This is a genomic window from Streptomyces sp. HUAS CB01 (genome assembly GCF_030406905.1).
Taxonomy (GTDB): domain Bacteria; phylum Actinomycetota; class Actinomycetes; order Streptomycetales; family Streptomycetaceae; genus Streptomyces; species Streptomyces chengbuensis.
In genome coordinates this window covers 3,740,001-3,757,471 of sequence record NZ_CP129137.1, presented here as the reverse complement: position 1 = coordinate 3,757,471, position 17,471 = coordinate 3,740,001, and the positions used below count along the sequence as shown (strand labels likewise).

Here is a 17,471-nt window from a genome sequence, read left to right as displayed (position 1 = left end):
CACCCGCATGGAGCCTCCTGCTCCGGCCCCTTCGTACGGAGCCTCGCGCTCCGCCCACCGACGGCCCGGCACACGTCCCCACGACGCCCGGGCCGTCGGTTGTCCCGTGCCCGGAGTCGCGGAGTCCCGGAAGTCTGACGGCTTGGCGGCCGGAGCCGGAGGCCTGGCGGCCCGGAAGCCCGAAAGCGGAAGCGGGGAGGCGCGGACGCGGACAACGGGGACGACCGGAGTCCCGCGTGCACCCGCGCAGTGTTGCGTCGGCCCGTCCGTTCGGCCGGCTCCCGGTGCGGTGCGTCAGCCCCGGTACGGGTTGAAGCCGCTGTAGTCCAGGTGCGGCGGGGGCTGCCAGGCGCGGCCCGTGGCGCGGGCGGCGTACGTCAGGGCAGGGCCCGCGAGATCCCTGCGCTGCCACAGATGGTGCAGCAGTTCCTGCTCCCGGGCGACGAAGTCCGGCCCGGCCGTGCCCCGCTCGGCCCGGTGCCGGAGGAAGGCCAGGGAGGTGGCGAACACCTCGTACTCGGAGACGGCGCGCGCGGCCGCCGGGCCGTGCGTCCGGCCCGCCAGGTCGCGGGCCATCGTGCGGGCCTTCATGGAGGACAGGGCGAGCGGTTCGGCGGGGGCCAGCCAGCCGGCCGCGGCGTAGGCCGGCAGCTCCGCCGCGACCGTGCGCAGCTCACGCTGCCGGGTCCACACGGCCAGCCACGTCAGCAGGCCGAACGCGGGCACCATGAACGCCGCGTACACCGCGTAGAAGCCGAGGGGGCCGAAGATCCCCGAGCCGTTCCACAGCGCGTGCACGCCCATCGCGAGGAGCAGGCCGAGGACCGGCAGTGAGACCCTGCGGACCTTCCGGTGCCGCGCGGTGGCGGCCGCCAGCCCGAAACCGATGCCCGTGAGCACCGTGAACAGCGGGTGGGCGAACGGCGACATCACGATCCGCACGAAGAACGTCGCCGCCGTGACGGAGGCGAAGCCGGAGGTGCCGAACTCCTGGTCCTCGCCGAAGGCGTTGCCGAGATAGAGGATGTTCTCGGTGAACGCGAAGCCCGCGGCGGTGAAACCGGCGATCACGACACCGTCGACGAGGCCGGTGAAGTCCCGTCTGCGGAAGAGGAACAGCAGCAGCAACGCCGCCGCCTTGGCGGTCTCCTCCACCACGGGCGCGACGACGGTCGCACCGATCGTGTCCGCGTGCGTCGGGTCGGCCGTGGCGGTGGCTATCCACTGGGTCGCGAAGGAGTTGGCGATGATGGCCACGAGGGCGGCCGCACAGGCCCCCCAGGCGAACGCGAAGACGAGGTTCCGCCAGGGGCCCGGCTCGACCCGGTCCAGCCAGCGGAAGGCCCCCATGAGCAGCGGCACGGGCAGCACGGCGAGACCGAGGCCGACCAGGAAACCCTCGGTCCCGGTCTGTTCGCGCACCAGCGCGAGGATCACCAGGCCCGAGAGCGCCAGCAGAGTGATCAGTGCCCAGGCGCGCACGGCCTTGCTGCGCCAGAAGTCGCGACGCGGCTTGTAGCGCCAGCGGGCACGCTCCGGTACGGCGTCGAACAGCGGCCGCTCGTCGCACGCCGGAACGGCGGGGCGGGCGGCCGGATGCGGCTGCGGGGACCAGTCGGACACCACACGACCCTAACGAGCGCCACGGACAACGCGCGACGGCGTGTGGTGCCGTCGGGTGCACCGCCCTCGTCCCGTCATGCGCCCCGGCGGCGGAACAGCAGGTCGTGCACCACGTGGCCCTTGTCGAGGCCCTGGCCCTCGAAGCGGGTCAGCGGGCGGAAGGCCGGCCGGGGCGCGTAGCCGCCGTCGGCCTGGGTGTTCTCGAAGTCCGGGTGGGCGGTCAGCACCTCGAGCATCTGCTCGGCGTACGGCTCCCAGTCCGTGGCGCAGTGCAGGACCGCGCCAGGCTTCAGCCGGCCCGCCGCCAGGGTGAGGAACTCGGGCTGGATCAGCCGGCGCTTGTGGTGGCGCTTCTTGGGCCAGGGGTCCGGGAAGTACACCCGCAGGCCGTCCAGCGCGGCGGGGGGCAGCATCTCGCGGAGCAGGATGATCGCGTCGCCGTTGGCCACCCGTAGGTTGCTCAGGCCCGCCCGCTCGGCCAGCCCGAGGAGATTGCCCTGGCCGGGGGTGTGGACGTCCACGGCGAGAATGCCCGTGGCCGGGTCGGCAGCGGCCATGCGCGCGGTCGCCTCGCCCATGCCGAAGCCGATCTCCAGGACGACCGGCAGTCCGCCGAACATCTCGTCCAGGTCGAGCGTGCGCAGTCCGTCGATGTCCAGCCCCCAGACCGGCCAGAGGCGCTGCAGTGCGTCGGCCTGCCCGGCCGTCACCCGGCTCCGGCGCGGCTGGAAGCTGCGGATCCGCCGCTCGTGGTGCGAACCCGCGGGGTCGGCGGCGGGGCCTCCGGGAAACCGGGGCTCGCCCTTCGGCCGGGCGGCGGTGGCGGTACGGGGGGCGCCCCCGCGCGGACCCTCGGTGGTGACGTTCTCGAACTCAGACACAATGACCCGATTGTACGGCGGCGGGTACGAGCGGGGGGCGGCCCGCGTCACACCGGGCGGGGTACGGGCGGGGCGGCCGCGTCACTCCTCGGCGGGCGCCGTTCGGGGACGCCCGTGTCACACCTGGGCGGGTACGGGCGGGGGCGGCCCGCGTCATGCCTGGGCGGGCACCCGGCCCAGGACGGCCGCCTCACGCCTCCGCGAGGTGGGCGAGGACCCGTCTCGCCACTTCCCGGCCGATCGGCAGCGAGGCGGTCGCCGCCGGGGACGGGGCGTTCAGGACGTGGACCGCACGGGGCGACTCCTTGATCATGAAGTCGTCCACCAGGGTGCCGTCCCGGAGGACCGCCTGGGCCCGGACTCCCGCGGCCACCGGCCGCAGATCGTCCTCCGTGACGGCCGGCAGGAGCCGCCGCACGGCCGCCGTGAAGGCGTGCTTGGAGAAGGAGCGGTGGAGCTCGCCGGCGCCGTAGCGCCAGTGGCGCCGGGCGATCCGCCAGGAACCGGGCCAGGTCAGCGTGCCCGCCAGCTCGCCCGGACGGACCGTGGACCAGCCGTAGCCCTCGCGGGCCAGCGCCGGGACCGCGTTCGGCCCCACATGGACGGCGCCCTCGACGCCGCGCGTGAGGTGGACCCCGAGGAAGGGGAAGGCGGGGTCGGGCACCGGGTACACCAGACCGCGCACCAGCTCGGGGCGGGCCAGCTCGTAGTACTCCCCACGGAAGGGGACGATCCGCATGCCGGGCCGGTCCCCGGCGAGCTCGGCCACCCGGTCGCAGTGCAGTCCTGCGCAGTTCACCAGCGTGCGGGCGCGGACGATCCGGCCGGTGGACGTACGGACCGCGACCCCCCACGGCCGCCGGTCGACGAGCCGCACCTCCTCGCCGTAGTGGATCTCCGCGCCCGAGGCGGCCGAGGCCTCCGCGAGCTGGGCGGCGACGGCCCCGAAGTCGCACACTCCGGTCGTGCCGACCCGGATCGCCGCGACACCGCCGACCTCCGGCTCGTACTCCGCGATCTGGGCGGGGCCCAGCTCACGCACCGGGATGCCGTTCTCCCTGCCGCGCTGGACGAGCGCGTGCAGCCGGGGCAGCTCCTCGCGCCCGGTGGCGACGATCAGCTTGCCGGTGACCTCGTGGGGGATGCCGTACTCGGCGCAGAACTTCACCGTCTCCGCCGCACCGCGCACGGCGAAACGTGCCTTCAGGGAGCCCGGGCGGTAGTAGATCCCGCTGTGGATCACTCCGCTGTTCCGCCCGGTCTGGTGACGGGCGGGGCCCTCCTCCTTCTCCAGGACGACCACGGAGGTGCCCGGCGCGGCACGCGTCAGGGCATAGGCCGTCGACAGTCCGATGATCCCGCCGCCGATCACCAGCACGTCGCAGTCGAATGCGGCCGCCTTCACCACACACCTTCCAGCCCGGCAGTGCCTCCCGGGAAACCGTCCCGCCCCCGATGATGCACTGGCCCACTGACAGGCGCGTTAAACCGGGTGGGACACGTGTCATGGGACGCGTACGGCTCACGCCGGAGCCATCAGCAGCGGCCGGGCCCGCTCCCTCAGCTCCGCCACCCTCGGCTCGTCCCCGTACGGCTCCAGCCGGTGCAGCAGGTCCCGTACGTACTCCGTCGTACGGGCGGAGGAGATCCGGCCCGCGACCTCCACCGCTCGGGTGCCGGCCGCGCAGGCGGCGTCCAGGTTGCCGGACTCCAGCTCGGCCACCGCGCTCACCACCAGTCGCAGGCCGTGCGAGCGGACGTACTCCTCCGTGGGCCGGGACAGTGCCTGCTCCGTGAAGCGGCGCACCTGGCGGGGCGCCTTGAGGTCCCGGTAGCACTCGGCGGCGTCCGCCGCGAACCGGTCGTACGAGTAGAACCCCAGCCAGGACGGGTCCGCGTCGCCGTCGCGGGAGCGTTCCAGCCAGCTCTCCGCGGCCTTCAGCGCGGCCCCGGCGGCGAGCGCGTCGCTCGCCTTCGCATGGGCCCGTGCCTCCACCAGCCGGAAGAAGCTCATCGTGCGGGCCGTCGCCAGGCCGCGGTTGCGCTCCACGGCCGCCTGCGCGAGGTCCACGCCCTCGTCGGCGAAGCCCCGGTAGGTCGCCTGCAGCGACATCGACGCCAGCACGTAGCCCCCCAGCGGGACGTCGGCCGCCGCGCGGGCCAGCCGCAGCGCCTGGATGTAGTAGCGCTGGGCCGCCTCCTGCTGGCCGGTGTCGAAGGCCATCCAGCCCGCCAGCCGGGTCAGCTCGGCCGTCGCTCCGAACAGGGCCCGGCCGACCTCGTCCGAGTACGAACCGAGCAGCAGCGGTGCCGCGTCGACCCGTAAGCACTCGGGGACCATCGAGGAGCGCCAGTCCCCGCCGCCGTACTTGGAGTCCCAGCGCCGGGCGTCCTCGGCGGCCTCGCGCAGCTTGGCCACATCGCTGTGGCCCACCCGCACCTGGCCGTCCTCGGGGCTCTCCGGGCCCTCGCCGCCCTCCGTGCCGCGGAGGATCCGCTCGACGGACGAGTCGGCCGGGTTGATCAGCCAGCGGGAGGCGGGAGTGGCGTACGCGCTCACCGAGAAGGAACCGGCCAGCGACTGCCAGATCCCGCCGCCGCCCGCGCGCCGGCCCGCAAGATCCAGCCGGTACAGCTCGGTTGCGGCCTTCACCGCCTCGCCCACGTCCCGCGGGAAGGCCAGCCCCACCTCCGGCGCCGGGTCGGCGTCCGCCAGCCCGATCTCGTGCAGCGGCACCGGGCGGCCCAGCTTCTGGCCGATGGCCGCCGCGATGAGATGGGGCGCGGCACCCTGCGGCACCATGCCCTTCGACACCCACCGCGCCACCGACGTCTTGTCGTAGCGGAGGGTCAGACCGCGCTGCGCCCCGAGGTCGTTCACCCGCCGGGCGAGCCCGGCGTTGCTGATTCCCGCGAGGGCGAGAACGGTGCCGAGCTTTTCGTTCGGCCCGCGTTGCTCCCTGGACATGCGCCACCCCTCGACACACAGACGGCCGCCGGGCATCGCGTCCGGCGTTCGCTCCGCCCTCCCCCCAGGGGGACAACTCCGCGGAAGCCGGACGCAAGAGCAGGTGTCCGAGCCCCCGGGAATATTCACCCCCCGAGGAGAACAGCAGTGACACACAGGGTAGTTCGCCGCATCCCGACCGTTAAGAGGCGGTGTTCCGTATGGCGAGATTGTTGTGTGTTCGGGTGGGACTCCCCTCCCGGACCGTGCTCCCGGCGTGTGGCCGTGCGCCTGTCCGTGCGCTCTCCTCCGGCTGTCGGGGGAGCGCTTCCATGAGTGCTGCGTGGGTCGGCCCATCGGCAAGGGATCCGATGGGCTGGGGGACACCGCCGCCTCAATCCCCGCGGGCGGCGGACCGGTCCGGGGGGCGAGTGCCGCCTCCCGGGCCGTGCGCATGCACCCGATTATTGCGATATGCCCCACTCTTCGTGGTCCTGAGATTGGCCGAATGCCGCCCCTTGGGCGGCGTTTCGCCTGCCGCGGCGTCGGCCGTGGCCGGTGCGCGGACGCAGGGCGGCCGGACGGCCTCATATGGCCCATGCCAGGGGCGCGTTCACTTTTCGCGCACGCGACCCGGAGCCCCTCCCGTGCGCCCTTGTCGTGGCAGCATGTCCTCATCGGGGTGTGCCGAATCGGGTGTGCCGAAAGTTGTCCACAGGCTGTGGAGGCGCGATGCGGTGGCTGGTGGGGTGGAGCAGTGTCGCCGCAAGCTTCGGTACGGCGGGAGCGGTCGGATCCCGCCCCTCCGCCTCCGGCGACGACAACCGCACCGTCCACCCCGTCGGCGCCCAACTCCTGTGGGGCGACCCCGATCCGCTCTGGGCCGTCGGCGACTGGCGCCCGGACGAGGTCCGCGTCGTCACCGCAGGACCGCCCCCCGGCTTCACCGGAGGGACCCCCACCATCCGCCTGGCGGTGCTGGGCTGTTGCGCAGCCAGCGACGAGGAGCTGCGCGTCGGCCTCTTCGCGGCGCGCGGGGGCGCACTGCGCCATCTCACCGCCTGGGCCGGCAGCTACACGGCCGTCGTCCAGGTCGGCCGCCGCGTCACCGTCACCGGTGACCTGGCAGGCGCACGCCCCGTCTTCTACACGCCCTGGGCCAACGGCACGGCCTACGCGACCGCCGCACTGCCCCTGGCCGACCTCATCGAGGCCCAGCTCGACATCGGGCACCTCGCCGCGCTCCTCGCCTGCCCAGAATCCCCGGAGGCGCTGCGCGACTCCACCCCGTATGCCGGGGTCAAGCGGATCCCGCCCGGCCACGCGCTGATCCTGCGCGAGGGATCCCGCGAGATCACCGGCTACGAACCCGTCGCCTCCCTCGCCGTCGCCGCCCCCCAACTCGCCCCGGAGAGGGCCATGGAGGCCATGCGGGACGCGCTCGTCGACGCCGTGCGCGCACGGCTCACCGCGCCCCGGCACGCGCCCGAGACCCTGCCGCCCGACCCGGGACCCGTGCCCGGCATGGGCCCGGCGGAGCGGCGCGCGGCCCGCGGCGCACCCGCACCCGGTATCGGCGCCGATCTGTCCGGAGGCAGCGCCTCCGGGACCCTCGCGCTGCTCGCCGCCGGACTGCCCGGCGCCCCGGGCACGATCCTGGGCCACGGCACCGGCGCCGGGGAGCGTCTGCTGGCCGTCACCTTCAACGACCTCGCCACCCCGCAGGGGCGAGAGGCCGAGATGGAACGGGCCAGGACGATCGCCGAGAACCCCCGGCTGCACCACGTCGTCGTCGCCGCGGGGGCCGAAGCCCTTCCCTACGCCGATCTGGACGGCCCTCTCACCGACGAGCCGGGTCCCTCGCTCGTCGAGGCCGAACGCAACCGGCGGCGCCTCGCGTCCGGCAGCGCCGACCACTTCACGGGACACGGCGCCCGGCAGGTCCTGGACGCCCACCCGGCCCGCCTGGCGGACCTGCTGCTGGACCGCAGGAGACGGCCCCTGCTCCGTCCCGTCTCCGCACTCGCCCGTGCCTCCGGCCCCGCCGCCGGCTCGCTGCTCGTGCCGCTGACGGTCTACCGGGCCGCGCGCCGGCTCGCCCGCACCCCCTATCGCACGGGCCTGGAGACGGCGGCCGCCCGCCTTCCCGAGGCCAACCGCCGGGTGCCCGCCGTCAACGGGCCCCTCGGCGCGTCCCTCGCTGCCCTCGCCTGGTCCCGGCCCGGGCCCGCTGCGCGCTGGCTCACGGGCGAGGCACTCGCCGAAGTATCGGTTCGCCTCCAGGAGGCGGCCACCCGGCCGACATCCGTGCAGCGCCCCGGCGAGGCCCGTGCCCGGGCGGCGCTCGCGCGGTACGCCGCGGACCACCGCGTCATGGAACAGGCCTCGGAAGTACGCAGTCAGCGGCTGCACGCACCCTTCCTGGACAACCAGGTCGTACGGGCCGCGCGGGACCTGCCCGAGGCGCTGCGGGTCCAGCCCGGCGCCCGCACCGCCGTCCTGCGCACGGTCCTCTCCGGCGCGGGTGTCCACGATCTGCCGCCCGGCTGGGGCGCACCGTCCCAGACCGCTTCGACCGCGGCGACACGGGCGGGCATGCGGCTGTCGCTGCCGCACCTGCTGGACCTCTTCGACACGCCGTTGCTCGCCGACGCGGGCATCGTGGAGGCGCGGGTCGTCCGCAAGGCCCTCCGGGCGGCGTCCGAGGGCGAGCCGGTCCCGCTGGACGGGCTCGCGGACCTGGTCGCCACGGAGCTCTGGCTCCGGCGGCTGCTGGCACGCCGCGGCACATGCTGGACGGGCACGGAGGCACCCCGCCGCCGAGCTGTCGCCTCGGGCGTCCCTCGCCGCCCCACGCTCCAGGCGTAGCACCGCGTGATCGCCGCGCGGGCGGCGCCGCGGGCGGCCCTGGGTGCTTGTGGCCGGGCGGGTGGCCGGTGTCCGTGGGTGGGAGGTCGGTGGCCCGGCTTGCGTGGGCGGGGCTGTGCGCGGGGTGCGCGAGGTGGGCTTGGTGCGTGCGGTGCGTGCGGTGCGTGCAGTGTGGTGCCGCGCGTCGTGCGGCGTCGTGCTGCGTGGTACGGCGCCGCACGTGGCTCATTCGCGCGTCCACGCGTCCACGCGTCCACGCGTCCACGCGTCCTCGCGTGCGCGTGTCAGCGCGGCGCGTGACGTGGCGCGTGTCGGGGAGCGCCGCGCCCTGGGGGGAGCTGTACGCAGGTGATCCGCGACCGCGCCCAGTCGGCGATCGCCGTCGCGGCGAGCGGCCGTGGGCCGTGCGGTTCGACGACCAGGCGGAGCGTCCCGAGGCCGGTGAGGTCCACGGACACGGGTGCCGCCGGATCACCGCCCCGCAGCACCGGGGACCTCCACTGCCGCGCCCCGTCCGCGTACACGGAGAAGCGCACCGATCCCAGCCCCAGCGTCATGTCGTCGACGCCGACGAGCGCGTCGTACGCGATGCACTCGCGGTTCAGGTCGATCGTCACGGACGACCGGGCGTGGACGGAGACCCCGTGCTCGTACCGGGTTCCGCCGATGGACATGCCGTGGCGCTTCCAGATCCAACTGCTCGCGCCGAGCCGTACCTCGGGGTTCGTGTGGTCGCCGGCCACCCCGTACTGGAGCTGGTTGAGCTGGTGGACGGTCGTGGGCGGGGGAGGTGTCGGCGAGGGCGCAGGCGTCTCCCCGGGCGGCCGGGGCGGCACGGGCACCGGTACCGGCGGCTTCGACGGCGCGGGCGCCGGAAGGGCCGGAGCGGGAGCCGGGACCGTCGGCGGCGCTGCGGGTGCCGGTCCACGCGGCGCCGGCGCGGATGGCGCGACGGGCGCGGGGGAGTCCGGCCGCTCCGGTGTCGGCGCCGGCGTGGCCGGAGGCGCCGGAACGACGGGCTGAGCCACGGGCGGCCGAACATGGGGCCGCGACGCCGGGCTCGGGTCCGCCGAGAGCGCCCACACCAGCCCCACGCCCACGGCGGCCGCCACCGCAGCGGCGATCCCGGCCTTCACGGGAGCGGCGAGCCCTTCCGCCACGGCCGCGCCCCCCGAGACGCCCGAGGCGCCGGAGGCCGACCCGGACCCGGCCGCGGCGCCCGCGCCACCCGCGGAGGATCCCGCCGCACCGCCCGCCGCACCGGACCCGGCCGCGGCCGCGGCGGCGCCCGCTCCCGCCGCACCGCCCGCCACGATCCCGGCGGCCTTGAGGGAGTACCCCGCCGCGAACCAGCCGATGACGGCGACCGGCAGCAGCGCGGGGATACCGGAGTTGACCTGTTCCAGCTCGCCAGCGGCCAGCCGGCACCGGACGCACGCCTCCAGATGCTTGCGCAGTCCGCGCTCGGCCCGCATCCGGAGCCCGCCCCGGGCGTAAGCGCCGAGCCGGTCGGCGTAGCGGGAGCAGTCGCCGCCCGAGGTGAGCGCGGAACTCACATGTGCCTGCAGATAGGCCTGCTTGAGCCCTTCCCGCGCCCGGCTGGCCAGGACAGCCGTGGCGTTGGCGGTGAGTCCGAACAGCGGTGCCACCGCGCTCGGCGGCTCCTCCTCGACGGTGGTGTGCCACAGCACCGCCTGCCAGCGTTCGGGCAGCGAGCGGAAGGCCTGCAGAGCCATGGACCGCTCGGCCTCGTGCATGGCGCGCACGTCCGCACCGAGTTCGAGCGTGTCCTCGCGCGGCACCTCGGTGGCGCGGGCCGCCTGGTCGGCGAAGACCGCGAAGTCCTCGACCAGTTGCTCCCGGCGGGCGGACCTCGTCCAGGAGGCGGCGACGCGGCGCACGGTGGTGAGCAGATAGGCCCGTACCGCCTGCTCCGGTCCGGCGCCTCCGCGCACCGCCTGCAGCGTCCTGGCGAACACCTCGGCCGTCAGGTCGTCCGCGGTGTGGGCGTCCCGGCAGCAGGTGCGTGCGTAGCGGCGCACGGCCTCCGCGTGCCTCCGGAAGAGTTCCTCGTACGCGCTGTCGTCGCCCCCGCGCATGCGCACGACCAGGTCGGCGTCCGAGGGCGCCGAAAGGGAGGGGGAGGCGTCAGCGGTGGGCCCCGACGAGCCGCCCTCGCGCTGCGACGGAACCCGCCCGCCGGTCTCCTCGCCGGTCCCCCCGGCGTGCGGCTCGTTGCGACCGTCACCGCTCATCGCGGAAGCCCCCAGTACCCACCCAGTGACCGAACACCGGCCAAGAGTGCCACAGGGGTTGGGTCGTCAAGCCTCCCCTTCACGGCAACCACTCGTCCGGGAGACCATCCGAATCCAAGCACGACTCATCGCCTGCACGAGAGGCCGCGGATCCTCCGCCGCGCCCGCGACTCCACGCACCTCGTGCCCGCGACTCCACGCACCTTCCGAAGCCCTCCGGAGGAGCGCGCCCGCGAGTCCGCCCGCCTTCGCCCGGCACGGGGACGGCGCCACGGGGACGGCGCACCGGCGACCGCGCACCGGCGACCGCGCACCGGAGCCCGCGCGTGAGGGACCGGCGCACGGGAGCCGACATGGCGACGCCGGCATGGCGACGCCGGGCACAGGAGCCGGTCCAGCGATCTGTGCACGGGAGCCGGCCCATCCGTGACCACGCGCGGGAGCCCCGCGTGTCAGCGACCGCGTACCTCCGGCCGGTCGCAGGAGCCGACGGCCGGAGCGCACGTCACACGGGCCGCGACCGCAGACCCTCCAGCAGGATGTCCAGCAGCCGGGCCGAGGCGGCCGCCTGCTGCGCCGCGTCCGGAAGGGACGGCGCGGCGGTGGCTATCACCAGCAGCACGTCCGCCACCGTGACGTCGCCGCGCAGTTCACCGGCTTCCCGTGCCCGGTCGACCAGCTGTCCCACGACGTCGAGCAGCTCGCCCGCGCCCGTGTCGTCCTGCTCGGCCGCGGGCACCGGACGCGGTGCGACCACCCGCAGTTCGGGCTGACCCGCGAGGCCCATCCGCTGCTGCGGCACCCGCGTCTCCTCCCGGACCGCGTCCTCGACGACCGTCGAGTCGTCGGCCACTCCCACCCGCAGGACATGCGGCGGCAGCAGCCGGCCCGCACCCGAGGCGACCGACGTGCGGAGGAAGCGGGAGAGCGCGGACCAGGGCTCCTCCTCCTGGCCGAGCGCGGTACGTGCCTGCTCCGTCAGCCGGGACGTCTCCTCCTCGGCTATCCGCCGTACCAGCACGTCCTTGCTCGGGAAGCGGCGGTAGACCGTGCCCACGCCCACCCGCGCCCGACGTGCCACGTCCTCCATCGGTGCGCCGTAGCCGAGCTCGCCGAACACCTCGCGCGCGGCCCTCAGCACGTGCTCCAGATTGCGCTGCGCGTCCACGCGCAGCGGCGCCGAACGGCTGGTCGCAGCCGCTCCCACGCGCCCGTTGCCACCGGCCTCCGTGGCGACAGCGCCCGGCCAATGCGAATCCTGAATGTGCATGAATGTTCCCCCGGAAATGATGTCGTCTCCCCCCGGAGACTCCCCGCCGTGACGCCGGGGTGAATCAGACGAGTCACCGGCCAGAACACCCCGACGAGGTACGAACATAGTTGAGTCGGGGTCAATTCAGAAGGGGCAGTTCCGTCCGGTGCGCCCCCCGATCGGAGCAAGGGCCGGAACCTTCCTGATTCCACCCCCGCCCCGGACCCCCTTCCTCCCCGCTGACCTGCGTACCTTCCCCCGTTGGGGGCGACCGCCCCGCCGAAGCGTGGCCAAAACCTCCGGTCACACAATTTGCCGGGGCTGTGGACAAACTCCGAGGAGCGTTGCGTCATGGGATGGTGAAGGCTGCATACTCCCGGGACACGACCCCCGGCACCTCGCCGCGCACGCGCATTCTCGTCGCCGGCGGGGGATACGTGGGGATGTACACCGCGATCCGTCTCCAGCAGAAGCTGAAGAGAGAGCTGGAGCGCGGCGACGTCGAGATCGTGGTCGTGTCGGCCGAGCCCTACATGACCTACCAGCCCTTCCTCCCCGAGGCGGCCGCTGGCTCCATCTCGCCCCGCCACGTGGTCGTACCGCTCCGCCGGGTCCTGTACAGATGCAAGGTCGTCAGCGGTGAGATCCGGTCCGTGGACCACGCCAAGCGCACCGCGACCTTCACCACCCTCGCCACCGAGGAGGAGGGCGCCGGCGCGATCCAGATCGGGTACGACGAACTCGTACTCGCCCCCGGCTCCGTCTCGCGCACGCTGCCCGTACCCGGACTCGCCGAGTACGCCATCGGCTTCAAGACCGTCGAGGAGGCCATCGGCCTGCGCAACCACGTCATCGAGCAGATGGACATCGCCTCCTCCACCCGTGAGCCCGCACTGCGCGACGCGGCGCTCACCTTCGTCGTCGTCGGCGGCGGCTACGCGGGCGTCGAAGCGCTCGCCGAGCTCGAGGACATGGCCCGCTACGCCACGCGCTACTACCACAACATCAAGCCGGAGGACCTGAAGTGGGTCCTCGTCGAGGCGAGCAACCGGATCCTCCCGGAGGTCGGCGAGGAGATGGGGAAGTACGCCATCCGGGAGTTGCGGGCCCGCAACATCGACGTCCGGCTCGACACCCGCCTCGACTCCTGCGAGAACCGTGTCGCCGTTCTCAGCGACGGCTCCAGGCTGCCGACCCGCACGGTCGTGTGGACCGCGGGTGTGAAGCCCGCGCCCGTCCTGGCGGCCACGGACCTGCCGCTGAACGAGCGCGGCCGCCTCAAGTGCACCGCGGAACTCACCGTCGAGGGGACCGAGCACGCCTGGTCGGCCGGCGACGCCGCCGCCGTCCCCGACGTCACCGCCGAGGAGCCCGGCACGGAGTGCGCGCCGAACGCCCAGCACGCGGTACGCCAGACGAAGGTGCTCGCCGAGAACCTCGTCGCCTCCCTGCGCGGGCAGCCCCTGCAGACCTACGCCCACAAGTACGTCGGATCCGTGGCGTCGCTGGGGCTGCACAAGGGCGTGGCGCATGTGTACGGCCGCAAGCTGAAGGGCTATCCCGCCTGGCTGATGCACCGCGCGTACCATCTCAGCCGCATGCCCACGTTCAACCGGAAGGCCCGCATCCTCGCCGAGTGGACCCTGTCCGGGCTGTTCAAGCGTGAGATCGTCTCCCTCGGGTCGCTGGAGCACCCGCGTGCCGAGTTCGAACTCGCCGCGGGCGGCGTCCCGTCCAGGCCGCTCGCCCGACGTCATGAGGACCCGCCCATGAGCGCCCGGGAGAGAAGGCGGGGCCAGGCTCCCGGTGCCCGTCCTCCCGGCGCGTCCGGGGCACCGTCCGGGGCCGCGCCCGAGGACCGGGAGAGAAAGGGCCCGGACGCTCCGGCACCCGGAACCGAGGAGGGCTGACCCCGCTGTCGGCGCGGTGGGCCACACTGGGCGTGTGACGATAGGTGGACGTACGGCCAGCGCAGAGTGATGTCGGGCGCCCGGCCGCCCGCTCCGTCCCATCGCCCCCGAGACCAGCAGACTTGGCCGCTCCGTGAGGAGCGGCCCCCGAACCGGAACCGGACCCGCCCCGGGCACGGTCAGAGACACGGGCGCAACCGCGCACGACCACAGCAACGACACCACGAGGCTTGAAAATCCGTGAACTTCACGCGTTGGAGCGCCCGGCTCCCCGGTACGCAGCGTCGCGCCGCAGCACGGACGGACCGCGGTTCCGTCCCCGCGGCCCGCGGTGAGTACGCCCGGCGGCCGGACCGGCAGCCCGACGCCACCGACGTCGTCACCGACCCGCCCGGCGCCCAGGAACCGCCGGCGGAATCCGGCCTTCCGGCGCTTGAGCACTTCCCCGTCCGCGGGCTGCTCGACGGGCTGCCCGCGCTCGTCGCCCTCGTCCACGGCCCCGAGCACCGCGTCTCGTACGTCAACGAGGCGTACGAGTCGGCGTTCGGCCCCCGCTCCACGGGTGCCGCGGCCGCAGCGGCCTGCCCCGAACTCGCCGAGCTGGGCCTGCTCCCGCTGCTGGACCAGGTGCTGCGCAGCGGCAAGCCGCGCACGGTGAAGTCCCGTCGGGTCCGGGGCGGCGGTTCGTACACGGTCACGTGCCTGCCCGCCGAGGCTCCCGACCCGCACCGGGAAGGCGAACTCGTCAAGGGCGTGCTCGTCTTCGCCGCCGACGTCACGGCCCACGCCGAGGCCGCCGAGCGGCTGCGCGCCAGCGAGAGCCGTCACCGCGAGGCCGCCGTCACGCTGCAGCGCTCACTCCTCCCGCAGGAGCTCGAACAGCCCGACGACCTGCGGATCGCCGCCGACTACCGCCCGGGCGGCACGGACGCCGCGGTCGGCGGCGACTGGTACGACGTGATCACGCTCGGCGCCGGCCGCACCGCGCTCGTCATCGGCGACGTCATGGGCCGGGGCGTGCGGGCGGCCGCCGTCATGGGCCAGCTGCGCACCGCCGTCCGCGCGTACGCCCGCCTCGACCTGCCCCCGCACGAAGTGCTCCAGCTCCTCGACGGCCTGGCCTCCGAGATCGACCCCAGCCAGATCGCCACCTGCGTGTACGCGGTGCACGACCCGAACGAGGGACGGCTCGTGTACGCGTCCGCCGGCCATCTGCCGATCCTCGTGCGCGATGCCGACGGCACCATCCACCGGGCCGAGGAGCCGACCGGCCCGCCGCTCGGCACCGGCGGCTGGCTGCACTCCTCCGGCACGATCCCGCTGCAGCCGGGCTCCACCGCCGTGCTCTACACGGACGGACTGGTCGAGCGGCGGGGCGAGGACATCGACGAGGGCGTCGCCGCGCTGGAGCGGGCACTGGCCGGAGCGACCGGCACGCCCCAGGTCGTGTGCGACCGGCTGATCCGCTCCCTGGGGGTCACCGCGGACCATGACGATGATGTCGCGGTCCTCGTGCTCCAGCACCCGACCCGCTCGGGCGGCGACGCGGAGCTCTTCCACAACGCCGCGCTGGAGCTGCTCGGCGGTGTGGAGGCGGCGCCCCGTGCGCGCGCGTTCGCGTCGGGGGTGCTGGCCTCGTGGCGGTTCCCGGTGGAGCTGCGCGACCTCGGCGTGCTCGCCGCGAGCGAGCTGGTCGCGAACTCGCTCCAGCACGGCACGCCCCCCATGCGGCTGCGGCTGCGGCGCACCGACCGCCGGCTGATCATCGAGGTCACGGACGGCGACGACCATCTGCCGCGCCGCCGCCGGGCGGAAACGGAGGACGAGGCGGGTCGCGGGATCTCCATCGTCGCGACGATCGCCTCGTCCTGGGGGAGCCGCCGCACTCCGGGCGGCGGCAAAGCGGTGTGGTGCGAGTTCGCCCTGCCCGAACCGCCCGGTTAGCGGCCGGGCGGCCGGCGCCGGGCCCTCACCGTCAGGCGGCGGTCTGGACCCTGCCCTGTTCGGGCGAGTGCCGGGCGACGATCCGCGAGGTGGACGCGAGCGAGGGCTGGTTCTGTACGGCCGTGAGGTTCCGCCCCAGCCGCACGGCCAGCACGCTGATGCCCAGCGAGAAGAGGACGAACGTCACGATGTAAGGACCGTGCAGCGCGGCCCCCATGGGTCCGCCCACCGCCGGACCGACGGCCAGCGCCAGCTGCTTGACCAGCGCGAACGCCGAGTTGTACTGCCCGACCATCGACTCCGGCGCGAGATCGGCGACCAGCGGGGCCACGGTCGGCGACAGCATCGCCTCCCCGAGCCCGAACAGCGCGTACGTCGCGATGAACGCGGCGGTCGCCATCGCCTGGCTGCCGTGCCCGAGCCCCGCGTATCCCGCGACGAGCCAGGCGACGGCCCAGATCAGGCCGACGGCGGCGATCACACGCGAGCGACGGCGGCGCTCCACGAACCGCAGGACGACGAACTGGGCGAGCACGATCACCGCGGTGTTGGCGGCCAGGGCGTAGCCGAGTGCCGCCGGGTCGATCCCCGCGGCCTCGGTGCCGTAGGCCGCGAGCCCCGACTCGAACTGGCCGTAGCAGGCGAAGAAGAGCACGAAGCCGAGCACGCACAGCTGCACCATGGCGCGGTGCCCGAGCAGCGCCCGGATCCCGCCCCTGGCCCTGGCCTCGGTGTTCTCCGGCATCGCGTCGGGGATCGAGGGTGCCTTCGGCATCCGTACGGTCGCCGCGATCACGGCCAGGACGACGAACATCGCCGCCTCGATCGAGAACAGCAGGGTGAAGCTGCCCGGCCGGCTCTTGTCGACGAGCTGTCCGCCGACCAGACCACCGATGCCCAGGCCCAGGTTCTGCAGGAAGAACTGCGTGGCGAACGCCCTCGTCCGGGTGGCCGGGGTGGAGCACCAGACGATCATCGTCGCGAGCGCCGGCTGCATCACGGCCGTGCCGGCGCCCAGCAGCGCCGCGGACAGCACTGCGGCGGGCACGCTGTCGGCCAGGCCCATGGCCAGCGAACCGCCGGAGGCCAGCAGCGCGGCCACGACGAGCACGGGCAGCGGGCCGCGCCGGTCGATGGTCCGCCCGGTGAAGGGGAGCACCACGAGCGCGGCCATGGCGAAGACCGCGAGCACGACACCCGCCGTGCTCGCCCCCAGCTCCCGCACCTGCGCCACATACACATAGAGGTACGGAACGGTGAACCCGAGCCCGAACGCGCTCAGCACGTTCCCTGCCTGGATCCGGCGCATCGCTGCGCCCATCGCCTTGGTCACACTCACCTGCCTCGGTCGGCCAGTCCGGAGGACTGAAGTTTGAAGACTTAGAAACTAAAGTTAGAACCTCAACAGTACACACCGAAGGACTTAGAACCAAACCAGCGGCATGGGATAGTGAGGCGCATGTCCGACACCCCCGAGCAGAGGCCCGGTCGCGCGGCGCGGACCGCGCCGGCATCCGCGACCGCACCGATCGGCGCATCCGACGAAGAGGCCGGCAAGCCGGGGCAGGACTCCGCGGCCGCCCCTTTCTCGTCCTCTCGCCCCTCTCCTTCCTCGTCCGCCGCCTCGGGGGCCTCCCCGAACCCCGGGACGTCGCAGGAGCCGGGCCTCGACGAGCAGATCGCGGCCTACCAGCGCGAATTCCGCGACCTGGACCCTCAGGTGGAGAAGGTCGTCTCGGCCCTGGGCCGGCTCAACCGCCGGATGAACGTGGCGTACGGCCGTCAGGTCGC

At 74.0% G+C, this 17,471-nt stretch carries 11 protein-coding genes (1 of these 11 only partly in view); 4 read left to right on the top strand and 7 right to left on the bottom strand.

Annotated elements, in window-relative coordinates:
- Window positions 1-294: 294 nt before the first annotated feature.
- The 4 genes from QRN89_RS16615 to QRN89_RS16600 all read right to left on the bottom strand — a co-directional run bounded on the left by QRN89_RS16615 (window position 295) and on the right by QRN89_RS16600 (window position 5,472).
- Entirely contained in the window at window positions 295-1,623 is a 1,329-nt protein-coding gene (locus QRN89_RS16615; RefSeq protein WP_290350227.1) for a PrsW family intramembrane metalloprotease, read from the bottom strand.
- Between the two features lie 74 nt (window positions 1,624-1,697).
- A complete protein-coding gene (gene trmB / locus QRN89_RS16610) occupies window positions 1,698-2,504 on the bottom strand; it encodes a tRNA (guanosine(46)-N7)-methyltransferase TrmB (protein WP_290350226.1) in 807 nt (268 codons plus the stop codon).
- Window positions 2,505-2,694: 190 nt separating this feature from the next.
- On the bottom strand, window positions 2,695-3,912 hold the full coding sequence (lhgO, locus tag QRN89_RS16605; RefSeq protein ID WP_290350225.1) for an L-2-hydroxyglutarate oxidase: 1,218 nt from the start codon (window positions 3,910-3,912) through the stop codon (window positions 2,695-2,697).
- A 114-nt stretch (window positions 3,913-4,026) separates the two neighbouring features.
- Complete coding sequence (locus QRN89_RS16600) at window positions 4,027-5,472, bottom strand: NsdA family TPR-like regulatory protein (protein ID WP_290350224.1); 1,446 nt, start codon at window positions 5,470-5,472, stop codon at window positions 4,027-4,029.
- Window positions 5,473-6,183: 711 nt separating this feature from the next.
- Here QRN89_RS16600 and QRN89_RS16595 point away from each other — a divergent pair.
- Window positions 6,184-8,319 (top strand): asparagine synthase-related protein, encoded by a 2,136-nt coding sequence (locus tag QRN89_RS16595; protein WP_290350223.1) that lies wholly within the window; start codon window positions 6,184-6,186, stop codon window positions 8,317-8,319.
- 284 nt (window positions 8,320-8,603) lie between these two features.
- Here QRN89_RS16595 and QRN89_RS16590 read toward each other — a convergent pair whose 3' ends face one another.
- Together QRN89_RS16590 and QRN89_RS16585 are read right to left on the bottom strand one after the other, a co-directional pair.
- Window positions 8,604-10,574, bottom strand: a complete 1,971-nt coding sequence (locus QRN89_RS16590; protein ID WP_290350222.1) for a sigma-70 family RNA polymerase sigma factor — start codon at window positions 10,572-10,574, stop codon at window positions 8,604-8,606.
- A 505-nt stretch (window positions 10,575-11,079) separates the two neighbouring features.
- A complete protein-coding gene (locus QRN89_RS16585) occupies window positions 11,080-11,844 on the bottom strand; it encodes a TetR/AcrR family transcriptional regulator (RefSeq protein WP_290350221.1) in 765 nt (254 codons plus the stop codon).
- A gap of 338 nt (window positions 11,845-12,182) precedes the next feature.
- On the opposite strand from QRN89_RS16585, the gene QRN89_RS16580 reads away from it, so the two are divergent.
- Both QRN89_RS16580 and QRN89_RS16575 read left to right on the top strand, forming a co-directional pair.
- A complete protein-coding gene (locus tag QRN89_RS16580; RefSeq protein ID WP_290350220.1) occupies window positions 12,183-13,736 on the top strand; it encodes an NAD(P)/FAD-dependent oxidoreductase in 1,554 nt (517 codons plus the stop codon).
- A 240-nt stretch (window positions 13,737-13,976) separates the two neighbouring features.
- The gene (locus tag QRN89_RS16575; protein ID WP_290350219.1) at window positions 13,977-15,680 is read left to right on the top strand and encodes an ATP-binding SpoIIE family protein phosphatase; all 1,704 of its coding nucleotides are present in this window, start codon (window positions 13,977-13,979) and stop codon (window positions 15,678-15,680) included.
- 31 nt (window positions 15,681-15,711) lie between these two features.
- Here the strand turns inward: QRN89_RS16575 and QRN89_RS16570 are convergent, their stop codons facing one another.
- The gene (locus QRN89_RS16570; protein ID WP_290353736.1) at window positions 15,712-17,001 is read right to left on the bottom strand and encodes an MFS transporter; all 1,290 of its coding nucleotides are present in this window, start codon (window positions 16,999-17,001) and stop codon (window positions 15,712-15,714) included.
- A 357-nt stretch (window positions 17,002-17,358) separates the two neighbouring features.
- On the opposite strand from QRN89_RS16570, the gene QRN89_RS16565 reads away from it, so the two are divergent.
- Window positions 17,359-17,471, top strand: partial view of a MarR family winged helix-turn-helix transcriptional regulator gene (locus QRN89_RS16565; protein ID WP_290353735.1) — the 5' portion only. The gene runs 391 nt beyond the window's last position; 113 of the gene's 504 nt are visible here — the first part of the coding sequence; the start codon lies at window positions 17,359-17,361; its stop codon lies off the right edge, out of view.

Coding starts and splice junctions, on each gene's coding strand:
- QRN89_RS16600 (WP_290350224.1), bottom strand. CDS start 5,472: ATGTCCAGGGAGCAACGCGGGCCGAACGAAAAGCTCGGCACCGTTCTC.
- QRN89_RS16595 (WP_290350223.1), top strand. CDS start 6,184: ATGCGGTGGCTGGTGGGGTGGAGCAGTGTCGCCGCAAGCTTCGGTACG.
- QRN89_RS16590 (WP_290350222.1), bottom strand. CDS start 10,574: ATGAGCGGTGACGGTCGCAACGAGCCGCACGCCGGGGGGACCGGCGAG.
- QRN89_RS16585 (WP_290350221.1), bottom strand. CDS start 11,844: ATGCACATTCAGGATTCGCATTGGCCGGGCGCTGTCGCCACGGAGGCC.
- QRN89_RS16580 (WP_290350220.1), top strand. CDS start 12,183: ATGGTGAAGGCTGCATACTCCCGGGACACGACCCCCGGCACCTCGCCG.
- QRN89_RS16570 (WP_290353736.1), bottom strand. CDS start 17,001: ATGGGCGCAGCGATGCGCCGGATCCAGGCAGGGAACGTGCTGAGCGCG.